This window comes from Rhizobium sp. WSM4643 (assembly GCF_025152745.1).
Lineage (GTDB): Bacteria > Pseudomonadota > Alphaproteobacteria > Rhizobiales > Rhizobiaceae > Rhizobium > Rhizobium leguminosarum_I.
This window is the reverse complement of record NZ_CP104041.1, coordinates 593,925-605,410: the sequence shown is the minus strand read 5'-3', so window position 1 is coordinate 605,410 and position 11,486 is coordinate 593,925. Positions and strand designations below refer to the sequence as shown.

At 61.1% G+C, this 11,486-nt stretch carries 11 protein-coding genes; 9 read left to right on the top strand and 2 right to left on the bottom strand.

The window, feature by feature from the left end:
- Positions 1–17: 17 nt before the first annotated feature.
- Entirely contained in the window at positions 18–1,958 is a 1,941-nt protein-coding gene (locus N1937_RS26735) for an ABC transporter substrate-binding protein (protein ID WP_017967397.1), read from the bottom strand.
- A gap of 301 nt (positions 1,959–2,259) precedes the next feature.
- On the opposite strand from N1937_RS26735, the gene N1937_RS26730 reads away from it, so the two are divergent.
- The 9 genes from N1937_RS26730 to N1937_RS26690 are packed head-to-tail and all read left to right on the top strand — an operon-like array spanning position 2,260 to position 10,946.
- Positions 2,260–2,979 carry a FadR/GntR family transcriptional regulator gene (locus tag N1937_RS26730; protein ID WP_017967398.1) on the top strand — a complete coding sequence of 240 codons (720 nt, stop codon included), beginning with the start codon at positions 2,260–2,262 and terminating at the stop codon, positions 2,977–2,979.
- Positions 2,980–2,993: 14 nt separating this feature from the next.
- The gene (locus N1937_RS26725) at positions 2,994–3,824 is read left to right on the top strand and encodes an NAD-dependent epimerase/dehydratase family protein (RefSeq protein WP_162116375.1); all 831 of its coding nucleotides are present in this window, start codon (positions 2,994–2,996) and stop codon (positions 3,822–3,824) included.
- The gene (locus N1937_RS26720; protein WP_162116374.1) at positions 3,821–4,696 is read left to right on the top strand and encodes an SMP-30/gluconolactonase/LRE family protein; all 876 of its coding nucleotides are present in this window, start codon (positions 3,821–3,823) and stop codon (positions 4,694–4,696) included. Before N1937_RS26725 ends, N1937_RS26720 begins: the two co-directional genes overlap by 4 nt.
- 36 nt (positions 4,697–4,732) lie before the next feature.
- Positions 4,733–5,683, top strand: coding sequence for a dihydrodipicolinate synthase family protein (locus N1937_RS26715; RefSeq protein ID WP_162116373.1), 951 nt, complete (start codon positions 4,733–4,735; stop codon positions 5,681–5,683).
- A gap of 42 nt (positions 5,684–5,725) precedes the next feature.
- Positions 5,726–7,312: an ABC transporter substrate-binding protein gene (locus tag N1937_RS26710; RefSeq protein WP_162116372.1), complete on the top strand. Its 1,587-nt coding sequence runs from the start codon at positions 5,726–5,728 to the stop codon at positions 7,310–7,312.
- A 5-nt stretch (positions 7,313–7,317) separates the two neighbouring features.
- Positions 7,318–8,415 (top strand): ABC transporter permease, encoded by a 1,098-nt coding sequence (locus N1937_RS26705; RefSeq protein WP_162116371.1) that lies wholly within the window; start codon positions 7,318–7,320, stop codon positions 8,413–8,415.
- Between the two features lie 4 nt (positions 8,416–8,419).
- Complete coding sequence (locus N1937_RS26700) at positions 8,420–9,355, top strand: ABC transporter permease (protein WP_162116370.1); 936 nt, start codon at positions 8,420–8,422, stop codon at positions 9,353–9,355.
- Positions 9,352–10,206, top strand: coding sequence for an ABC transporter ATP-binding protein (locus N1937_RS26695; protein WP_222295463.1), 855 nt, complete (start codon positions 9,352–9,354; stop codon positions 10,204–10,206). Before N1937_RS26700 ends, N1937_RS26695 begins: the two co-directional genes overlap by 4 nt.
- A complete protein-coding gene (locus tag N1937_RS26690) occupies positions 10,203–10,946 on the top strand; it encodes an ABC transporter ATP-binding protein (protein ID WP_260059401.1) in 744 nt (247 codons plus the stop codon). The genes N1937_RS26695 and N1937_RS26690 overlap by 4 nt, the downstream gene beginning before the upstream one ends.
- A 14-nt stretch (positions 10,947–10,960) precedes the next feature.
- Here the strand turns inward: N1937_RS26690 and N1937_RS26685 are convergent, their stop codons facing one another.
- On the bottom strand, positions 10,961–11,407 hold the full coding sequence (locus N1937_RS26685) for a GNAT family N-acetyltransferase (RefSeq protein WP_170259676.1): 447 nt from the start codon (positions 11,405–11,407) through the stop codon (positions 10,961–10,963).
- Between the last annotated feature and the right edge of the window lie 79 nt (positions 11,408–11,486).

The window sequence follows — 11,486 nt, the reverse complement described above, 5'->3', positions numbered from 1 at the left end:
GGCGCCGGAGGTGCAAATCAGCTCGTGAAGGTAAACTGCTGCGGCATTGCCGGCCCCGGATTGGGCCAGGACCAGCTATCCGGCTGCTTTTCGGGAACATTGCGCAGATTGTTGCGGATGATGCCGAAGCCGCCGACGGCAAGGCAAAGCCCGACAGTCTCGAATTCTTCCGCCGCGATATCGAATATCTGCTTCATGATCGCACCGCGCTGGTCGAGATCGGCCGTCGAACGCGCCTCGTCGAACAGCTTCATACGCTTCTTCTGGCTTTCCGGCGGCTCTTCGCCGCGTGCACCGTTGGAAGTGTACCAAAGCGTCCACGGAATGGCGTAACGCGAGCCTTGCGGATGAAAGGCGAAGAAATCGCGCGGATCGAGCATCGGATCGAGGCCACCGGGGCCAGGCCATACCTGCGCATCATGGGCATTGTCGTCGCCGCGGGTGTAGTAGAGCGCCCGCTCGATCGTGTTGACCTTCATGTCGATGCCGATCTGCGCCCAGTGGGTCTTGACCAGTTCGAGCGCGTCGACGAGGTCGGGATAGAGCGTCGGAATGACGTCGATCGAGAAGAACACCTTCTGGCCGTCCGGCCGGAGGCGGAAACCATCGCCACCTTTCTTGTAGCCGGCCTCATCGAGCATCGCGCCTGCCTTGTCGGCGTCAAATTCGGTGAACTGGCGCGCGTATTTCTCATTGTACCACGGATGGGTCGGACGCGGCCCGGCCTGGTAGGGCTCGCTCTGGCCGAAATAGACGATATCGATGAGTTCCGGGCGGTTGATGCCGATCGAGAGCGCTTGCCTGAATGCCTTGTCGGCAAACATCTTGCGCATCGCCGGATCTTTGTGAGTGATGTTGAAGTAGATCTGGCACTGCTGCGAGGCCGAAGGCACGAGCGTCAGCAAGCGATAATCGCCTTTTTCCATGTTCTTCGACAGCGTCGGCTTGTTGGCAAGCACGCTGATATGGCGTTCCTGGATGTCGATCTTTCCCGAGATGACATTCAGCATCAGCGATTCCACATCCTGCGAAATGCCGAAGTTGATCTCATCGATGTAGGGAAGCTGATTGCCCTCGGTGTCGACCTGCCAGAAATATGGATTGCGGGTCATGACGACACGCGTCGCACCGCCGGCATAGGGTTCCTTGACCACCCATGGATCGAGCGTCGGCTTGTCGACATTGCCCCAGCGCGACGGGATCTCGATGTCACCGCAGCGGCTGCGGAATAGTTCCGTCCAGCTGGTGACGCCGGCTTTCTTCGCATCGGCCTCGATATTGGGGTTATATTTCGGCAGGAACTGGCTGCAGTAATGCTTCGGAAAGAGCGTCGGATGCTGACCGAGCGGCGTAGCGAGATTTTCCAGGTAAAGCGCGTTGGCCGCCGCAAAGGTGAACTTCACCGTATGATCGTCGATCTTCTCGACGGTGACCGGCTTGCCGGCGACGGCAAGCTGCGCCGGTGTCGAGCTGTAGAGTTCGGTGTTCTTGACGCAGTCTTCGATCGCAAAAACCACGTCGTCGGCGGTAAAGGGATGACCGTCCGACCAGCGCACGCCCTCGATCAGATGGAAGGTGAATTGCGTCGCGTCGTCGCTGACTTCCCAGCGCTCGGCAAGATTCGGCTCCACAGCGGTAAATTCGAGGTTCCAGCGCACGAGACTCTGGTTGCCGACCATGCGCAGGATGCCGTTGTGGTCGGATGAACCGCGAAGGCCGCGGCGTAGCGAGCCGCCATAGGTGCCGACTTTTTCGAACGGCTTGACGACCATCGGCTTCTTCGGCAGGCGCTCGGCGAGCGGCGGCAGTTTTCCGTCCTTCACAAGCTGTGCAAGTGCGGGTGCTTCGCCGCCTGCGGCGGCAGAGACGCGACCGGCAATGGACAAGGCTGCGACGCCCGCCATGCCACCAAGCACAGTGCGGCGGGTAACGCCGCGCGACAGAATTTCATTGGGCATCGAGTTCCTCCCTTTCTAAGCCGGTGCACCTTTTGAACCGGCTGATGCGGCAGGCTCCCGACCTGCCGCCCGCACCCTCCTCGGCGCTGGGACCGAACCATAGACACGTTCCCAAATGATTACAAGAGTTGACAGATAATTACAAATTTTGTAGCGATGCAGCAACAGAACCGGGTTCTCGCGCGCCAATAACAAGGCAAATACGCATCTGAGACAGAGATCTGTTAGAAGCTGTACACTTCCACGCAGACGTTCGGTCGGCAACTGCAAGAGCCCAAATCGTTCGGAGAAAAGCACCATAATGACATTCGCGGTCGATGCCGTTTCGAACAGGGGCGCAACGCGCTTCAGCGACATCATCTACGAGAAGATCGTGGGGATGATCGCCGACGGCAATTTTCCGGTGAACGAACGGCTGCCGTCGGAGACGAAGCTCGCCGCCGATTTCGGCGCTTCGAGACCCGTCGTGCGCGAAGCGCTCGAACGCCTGAGAGCCGACGGCCTGGTCGTTTCGCGCAAGGGCTCGGGCTCCTATGTCCGGCAAAGACCGGATTCGTCGATGCTGAAAATGGTGCCGGTCGGATCGCTCGCCGATGTCCAGCGGTTCTTTGAATTCCGCGCCGGGCTCGAGGCCGAGGCGGCGGAGCTTGCCGCGCGAAACTGGCAGCCGGCCGACAAGGAGAGGATTACGGCAGCGCTTCTTTCGATCGAGCAATGTCTGCGCAACGGAGAGCTCGGTGCCGAGGAGGATCAGGTTCTGCACGATGCCATCGCCATGGCGACCGGCAACCAGTTCCACATCACCGTTCGCGAATGGTTCAGGCCGCATTTCGCCATCGGGCATTCCGTCACGCGAAGCCTGAGCTTGAAACGGACGCTGGAGCAGATTCGCAGCGTCCAGGATGAGCATGCGGTGATCGTCGAGGCGATCTTCGCACGGCGGGAAACCGAAGCGCACGATGCGATGAAGAAACACATACTGAACGCCCGCGCCCGCATGTTTCAGGGGGTTGAGCGATAATGGAAGGAAGAATAATGAAACGGATCGCTGTGACGGGCGCTGCCGGCCGTGTCGGAACGCTGCTGCGCCCTCACCTTCACGCGCATTTTGAGCACGTCCACCTGATCGACCTGCAGGAACCGGCTGAGCTTGGCGAAAACGAGACTTTCGTAAGAGCAGACCTTACAAAGCTCGACGAGGCAACGGCGGCGCTGAAGGATGTCGACGGCGTCGTTCATCTCGCCGGCATCGCCAGCGGCATCGACATGAACGCCATTCTGCACGCGAATGTGCTTGGAACCTACAATCTCTACGAAGCGGCACGGATCAACAAGGTCCAGCGGGTCGTCTATGCTTCCAGCAACCATACCACCGGCTTCTATCCGCGCGGCGAAGTCATATCGCCGCTCGACCCGATGCGCCCCGACAGCCCGTATGGACTTTCCAAATGCTGGGGCGAACTGGTGGCGGGGCTCTACTACGACACGTCGGGCATTCGCTCCCTTTCCATCCGTATCGGCAATGCCGGCACCTATCCCAACAGCGAGCGATCGGTGGCAATCTGGATCAGCGCGCGGGATCTGGCGCAACTGGTGCGGATTGGGCTCACTCACCCACAGATCGCCGCAACAGTCGTCTACGGCGTTTCCGACACGGACACGCAATGGTGGGACAACGAGCTGGCGGCACGATTGGGCTACCAGCCGCAGGACCGGCCGCGCGATTACGCACTGATCGAAGAGGGATCCGAAGGTCCGGTCGCGCTGGCATTCCAGGGTGGCGGATTCTGTGAGATCAATCACGACGGCACCATCCGCATGCGCGACGCCGATGGCTTGGTCAAGAGCTTGGAGACGGTTGAATGACGGCGCCGCGGGTCATCCGCCCGGACGTCCGTTCCGTAATCCAGCAACCGCTGACGGTCGGTGAATCGCCGGTATGGGACGAGGAGACCGGCACTCTGTGGCTCGTCGATATTCTGGCGCCGGCGCTCGTCCGGCTTTCGCCTTCAGGTAAGATCGACCGCTTCGAGATGCCGGCCGCAATCGGCGCCCTCGGGCTCTGCCGCGATCACAGGATCGTCGTGGGGCTCCAAACGGGCGTCCATCTCTTCGATCCGGTTTCGGGAGATTTCGAGTTTGTGTCGGATCCAGTCGGGCGCCACATCAACTGCCGCCTCAATGACGGAAAGGTCGGCCCCGACGGGCACTTCTGGATCGGCTCGTTCAGCGAAGCCAAGCCGCAGACCGATGAGGCCGCCCTTTACCGCGTGGGCGCCGATGGCCGCACGCGGACCGTTGCAACCGGACTGACTAGCTCCAACGGTCTCGCCTGGTCGCCGGACGGCCGGCGGATGTATCACTCCGACAGCCGGCAATGCTTCCTGCAGGCGTTCGACTTCGATCCTGATACGGGCGAGCTCGGCGATGGGCGCCGGCTTCGCAGCTTCACGGAAGACGAGGGTCGGCCCGACGGCGCGACAACCGATCGTGACGGGTTCTACTGGAGTGCCGGCGTTTCCGCCGGTCGCCTCAACCGGATTTCGCCCGAAGGCGACATCGTCGAAATCTACATTCTGCCGGTTCCCGCACCGACGATGCCGTGTTTCGGAGGGCCGGATCTGCGCACCCTCTACGTCACGAGCCTGTCGACGGACCGCACCGGACATTTCGAGGCAGGCACTGTCATTGCCTTCGATGTGAATGCGGAGGGCTTGGCGCCCTACCACTTCGGATAACGACCATTAGGATGGAAAGCGAACGGGGAAGAAAAAATGAGCATCGCGATCATGCGCAAGGCGCTTACGGGCGTTTCGGGTGTTCCCGTCACGGCCTATGACGGGAGAGGCGAAGTCGAACCTCGGATTACGGCGAAAGTCTATGAGCGGGTGGCGGCAGCGGGTATTCACAACATCGTCGCTGCCGGCAATACCGGGGAATTCTATGCGCTCACGCCGCAGGAAATCAGGATCGTCCATGAGGCGGCGGTTTCAGGCGTCGACGGCAAGGCGCCGGTGACGGCCGCAATCGGCCGGTCGCTGCGAGAGGCGATCGGCATGGCGAAAGATGCGGCGGTGATCGGCGCATCCGCCGTCATGTCGCATCAGCCCGTCGATCCCTTCGCAGCACCTGCGGCCCAGATCGACTATTTCTGCAATCTTGCGGATGTTTCCGCCCTGCCGCTCATCGCCTATGTCAGGGCCGATGGTTTCGCCGTCGCCGATATCGTCCGCCTCGCAAATCACGGCAATGTTGCCGGCATCAAATTCGCCACGACCGATCTGATGTTGTTGTCGAGAGCGATCCCGGCGGCGAGCCCCGGCGGCGCGCTGTTCGTCTGCGGCCTGGCGGAGAGCTGGGCGCCGACATTTACCGCAGCCGGCGCCCGCGGCTTCACGTCCGGCCTCGTCAATGTCGCGCCGAAGCTCTCGCTTGCGGTCCACGCTGCGCTTGAAAAAGGCGATTTTGCCGCCGCCAGGGCGATCGTCAACAAGCTCGAGCCATTCGAGCGGATGCGGACCAAATTCCGCAATGGCGCGAACGTGACCGTCGTCAAGGAAGCCGTCACCTATTCCGGTCTCGATGTCGGTCCCGTGCGTGTGCCGGGATTGCCGCAGCTCGACCAGCATGACCGCGAGGAGCTTCATCGGCTCCTTCAAGGCTGGGAGGCCGAAGGCGACATTCAAACTCATTCAGACCAGCCGGCCGTCAAGGCGGCCGGCTGATTTCGCCACTATCCACAAACAACAGGATTGGGAGGTCTTGAGATGCTGAGACAAGTACTGACAACGATCGCAATTGCCGGCGCCCTGACGACGGCGCAGCCCAGCTTCGCGGCGTCGCCGCCCAACATGCTGGTGATCGGCACCAATCTCACCGGCATAAGGACGCTCGATCCGGCCCAGAACAATGCCCGCACGGTATCCGAGCTGATCTCGAATCTCTACGACAACCTCGTGCAGCTGTCGCCGGACGATCTTAAAACGCTGAAGCCGATGCTCGCGACGCAATGGAGCGTCTCGGCGGATGGCAAGATCATCACGCTGACATTACGCGACGACGCGGTCTTCCAGAGCGGCAACAAGGTGACCGCCGAGGATGCAGCCTGGTCGATCCAGCGCGTCATCAAGATGGGACAGGTCGGCTCCACCGACATCGCACTGTGGGGCTTCACGCCTGAAAACGTCGAAAAGCTCGTTCGCGCAAAAGACGAACACACGCTCGAGATCGAGCTGCCGCAGTCGGTCAATACCGATCTGGTGCTCTATTCGCTGGCGGGCTCGTCGATCGGCATCGTCGACAAAAAGACGGTGCTGTCGCACGAGGCGAACGGCGATTTCGGCGGTGCCTGGTTATCCGCCAATTCCGCCGGCAGCGGCCCATTTAGTCTGGCCCAGTGGCGGCCGAACGATGTCGCGATCTTCAATGCGCAGCCGAAATATTGGGACGGCAAGCCGGCCATGGCGCGCGTCGTCGCTCGTCATATCCCGGAATCCGGCAATCTCCGGCTTCAACTCGAAGCCGGCGACGTCGATGTCGGGCAGTATGTGGCAAGCGGCGACCTCGATGCGCTCGCCAGCAAAAAGGACATGGTCATCGAGAATGTCCCGGGTCTCGGCTTCTACTACATCGCCCTCAATCAGAAAGACCCGGATCTGCAGAAGCCGAAGGTTCGCGAGGCCTTCCAGCATGCCTTCGACTGGAAAGCGATCTCCGGCAACATCATGCGTTATACGGGCTTTCCCTGGCAGTCGATGATCCCTCGCGGTATGATCGGCGCCCCTGAGGAAGCTGCCTCGCACTACGATTACGATCCCGCCAAGGCCAAGCAGTTGCTGGCGGAGGCCGGATATCCCAATGGGCTGAAGAAGGTACTCAATCCGTCGGGAGCCCCGACCCTGCCCTTCGCCGAAGCGCTGCAGGCGAGTGCCCGCGCCGCCGGCATCGATCTCGATCTCGTGCCCGGCGAGTTCACGCCCGCCTTCCGCGAGCGCAAATTCGAAGTGCTGCTCGGCAATTCCGGCGCCCGCCTGCCCGATCCCTTCGCGGTCGCCACGCAATATGCCTTCAACCCCGACAATAGCGACGAGGCACGCCTCGGCAGCTATTACCTCTGGCGCACGGGCATGAAGGTGGACGAGCTCAACACGCTCATCGACCAATCGATGAAGGAGCGCGACACGGAAAAGCGTACCGACATCTTCAAGAAGATGGACGGCATCTATGCCGGCATGGCCTCCCCGCTGGTCATCTTCTTCCAGCGAACCGACCCCTATGTCATGCGCGCCAACGTCAAGGGCTATCACGGGCATACGACATGGTCGACGCGCTGGCACGACGTGACCAAGGAGTAGAACGCGTGGCAAGCGCCGATACGACATCGAAGGAGGAGAGCAGCCGGCACTCCCCGGCGGGCGGGTTCGCCGAGGCGGCCCCGCACCCGGCACTGAGCCTGCTGCGGCGCCTGGCGGGACGCGTCGTAGCCGTCGTGACGACGCTGCTCGGCCTGCTCTTCCTGACCTTCTCGATGGGCCGCCTGCTGCCTGCCGACCCGGTGCTCGCCATCACCGGGGCGGAAGTCAGCAAGGAGGTTTACGATCGCGTCTATAACGAGCTGGGTCTTGGGCAGCCGATCTGGATGCAGTTCCTCTCCTACGTCGGCAAGATCGCCACAGGCGATCTCGGCATGTCGGCGACGACGGGCCAGCCGATCCTCACCGATCTGATGACGATCTTTCCCGCGACGATCGAACTTGCGATCATCGCCATGATCATCGGGGCGATCGTCGGCATTCCTTTAGGGATCACTGCTGCGGTCAGGCGCGGGACCATTATCGACCACGTCGCGCGGATCGTCGCCCTTGCCGGCCACTCCATTCCGATTTTCTGGACCGGACTGATGGCGCTCTTCATCTTCTATGCGAAGCTGAAGCTCGTCGGGGCCTCGGGCCGGATCGATGTCTTCTATGAAGGCCTCGTCACGCCGATGACCGGCTTTCTCCTGATCGACGCGGCGATTCAGGGCCAATGGGACGTGTTTTACAACGCCCTTGGCCACATCATCCTGCCGGCGGCTATCCTCGGCTACTATTCCGTCGCCTATATCAGCCGCATGTCGCGGAGCTTCATGCTGGAGCAGCTGAGCCAGGAATACATCATCACCGCGCGGGCAAAGGGGCTCGGCACCCGCAAAGTGGTGTGGCGCCATGCATTCAAGAACATCCGCGTGCAGCTTCTGACGATCATGGCGCTGACCTTCGGCGGTCTGCTCGAAGGCGCGGTGCTGATCGAGACCGTCTTCGGGTGGCCGGGGCTCGGCCAGTACCTGACCCGGGGGCTGCAGATGAACGACATGAACGTGGTCATGGGTTCCGTCCTGACGATTGGCGCCGTCTTCCTGACGATCAACATCCTGTCGGACTTCCTTTATCGCATTCTTGATCCGAGGACACGATGACGCCATGACGATCTCCTCTGAGCACGCGGACAGCACTAACACTGGCGGCCTTCGCAACTGGCTGCTCGCGCCGGAACCGCGAGGCTGGTTTCAGTCGTCGGTGCAGCAAATTCATCAGGGCTGGCGGAAATTCAGCCTGCACCCGCTTGGCCTGGCGGGACTTGCCATCATCGTAGTGCTGATCGTCGTGGCGCTGGCCGCACCCCTGCTGACGAGCTACGATCCGATCGTTCAGGACATGGCCGGGCGGCTTGCCGCGCCATCGGCCAGCCATTGGCTCGGCACCGATAATTTCGGCCGCGACGTCTTCTCCCGGGTGATCTACGGCGCCCGCACAACACTCTACATCATCATGCTTGTCACGGTCATCGTCGCCCCGCTCGGCCTGTTGATCGGCACCGTCTCAGGCTATTTCGGCGGCATCGTCGATGAAGTCCTGATGCGCGTCACCGACATTTTCCTTTCCTTTCCCGGCCTCGTCCTCGCGCTCGGTTTTGCCGCAGCGCTCGGTCCAGGCATCACCAATGCGATCATCGCGATTTCACTGACGGCCTGGCCGCCGATCGCGCGTCTTGCGCGCGCCGAGACGCTCAGCCTTCGCAAGGCGGATTACATCGCCGCCGTACGCCTGCAGGGCGCGACATCAATTGCGATCATCACCCGTCACATCCTGCCGATGTGCATTCCCTCGGTGATCGTCCGCGTCACCCTCAATATGGCCGGCATCATCATCACCGCCGCCGGCCTCGGCTTCCTCGGCCTCGGCGCGCAGCCGCCATGGCCGGAATGGGGTTCGATGGCCGCCAGCGGACGTGAATTCATGCTCGACAGCCCCTGGGTCATCGCGGCACCCGGTATTGCCATTGCGCTGGTCAGCCTCGCCTTCAACCTTGTCGGTGATGCACTCCGCGATGTTCTCGATCCCCGAGGTTCAGAATGACTGACCTGATTGATATTCAGAACCTCGAAATCGCCTTCGGCGGCGGGCAGGTGCGAGCCGTTCGCGGCGTGAGCTTTTCGCTTGGACAGGAAAAACTCGGGATCGTCGGTGAATCCGGATCGGGAAAGTCGACCGTCGGCCGCGCGATCATGAAGCTGCTGCCACCGACCGCGATCGTCAATGCCGAGCGGATGCGCTTTTGCGACGTCGACCTGCTCAAGGCGAATGAAAAAACGATGATGACGATCAGGGGACGGCGGATCGGCCTGATCCTGCAGGATCCAAAATATTCGCTCAATCCCGTCATGCGGATCGGCGAACAGATCGCCGAGACCTACCGCTTCCATCATCCGAGGACGAGCAGGGCAAGGACCTGGCAGCAGGCTCTCGATATGCTCGAGGCCGTTCAGATCCGCGATCCGGAGCGTGTGGCCCGCCTTTATCCGCACGAAATCTCGGGCGGGATGGGCCAGCGGGCGATGATCGCCATGATGCTGATTGCCGAACCCGAAGTGCTGATCGCCGACGAACCGACGTCAGCACTCGATGTGACGGTGAGACTTGAGATCCTGGCCCTGCTCGACGAGCTCGTCTTGCGCCGCAATCTCGGGCTGATCTTCATCAGTCACGATCTCAATCTCATCAGGAATTTCTGCGATCGCGTCCTCATCATGTATGCGGGGCGGGTCGTGGAAGTGCTCGAAGCGCGCGATCTCGACAAGGCCAGACATCCCTATACGCAAGGGCTTTTGGCATCCCTGCCGACGATCGAGGATCCACCCGCCCGACTGCCGATCCTGAAGCGGGATCCCGCCTGGCTCGACGAACCCGCATTGGAGCCGCCACGGTGATCAAAATCGACAATCTCTCCATCCGTTTCGGCCATGGCCAGCGGCCCGTCGTCAGAGATGTAAGTCTTTCCATCGAGAAGGGAACTGCTTTCGGCCTGGTCGGCGAATCCGGCTGCGGAAAGTCCACCGTTCTAAGAGCGCTCTCCGGTCTCAACTCCAATTATGACGGCCGGATCGAGCTCCACGGAGAGACGCTGGACCGACAGCGCAGCCGGCCGTTCTTTCGCCGGGTGCAGATGGTGTTCCAGGACCCTTATGGATCGCTCCATCCCCGCAAGACCATCCGCTCGCAGCTGAAGGAACCGCTGCGCAACCAGGGCCTCGATACGAATTCCGTCGACGTGAACGCCGTCCTGAGATCAGTCGGCCTCGACCCGGCGCTGAGCTACAGATTTCCGCACCAGCTCTCCGGAGGCCAACGGCAGCGCGTGGCAATCGCCCGTGCCTTGATGCTGGATCCGGACGTTCTGCTTCTCGACGAACCGACATCGGCGCTCGATGTGTCCGTTCAGGCCGAAATCCTCAATCTCCTCCAGGATCTGCGAACCAATCGCGGCCTGACCTATCTGCTCGTCAGCCATGATCTCGCCGTCGTCTCGCACATGTGCAGCCGCGTCGCCATCATGGAAGCGGGCGAGATCGTCGAACAGGTCGATGTCGGCGCCTTGCGAAGAGGTGCGGTCGAACATCCTTATTCGCAACGCTTGCTGCGGGCGAGCCGGATGTATGGAAAGGCGTAATTCCCAATCTGGCCTTATTCGCTCGATCTAGAGTACAGGCCAAGGTCGCCTATCACAGCAAATTCGCAACGCTGATAGAACTCCGACAGCGCCCCTCCTCGCTTCGAGATCAGCCACAAGCTGCTACATCCTTCAGCTGTGGCTGTTTCGAACATTGCAGAAAGTAGAGCGGTCCCAATTCCCTTACCCTGTGCATCGGGTTGCACTGAAAGCTCGTCCAGATAAATCACCGGGCCGGTATGGCGCCGCTGTCGTATCCCGAGCGCAATGCCGAGCACCTTGCTTCCGTCAACTGCCGCAAGTGCAATTGACCTGGGAGTTTCAAGCACATAGGTCACATTTTCTGCAGCCGCTTCAAGGGACCAGCTCTCATTCCACGGAGGCAGGGCATAGGCATTTACCAATACGACGGCCGCACCGCTAATGTGTTTTTCAACCAGACGCTCGATCCGAAATGACATAAACTCGCCTCACGCCACGTCAGGTGACATTCGCCGAAGGCTATTGGTTTCGCAATGGTAAGTTGCCTGCATCCGCAGG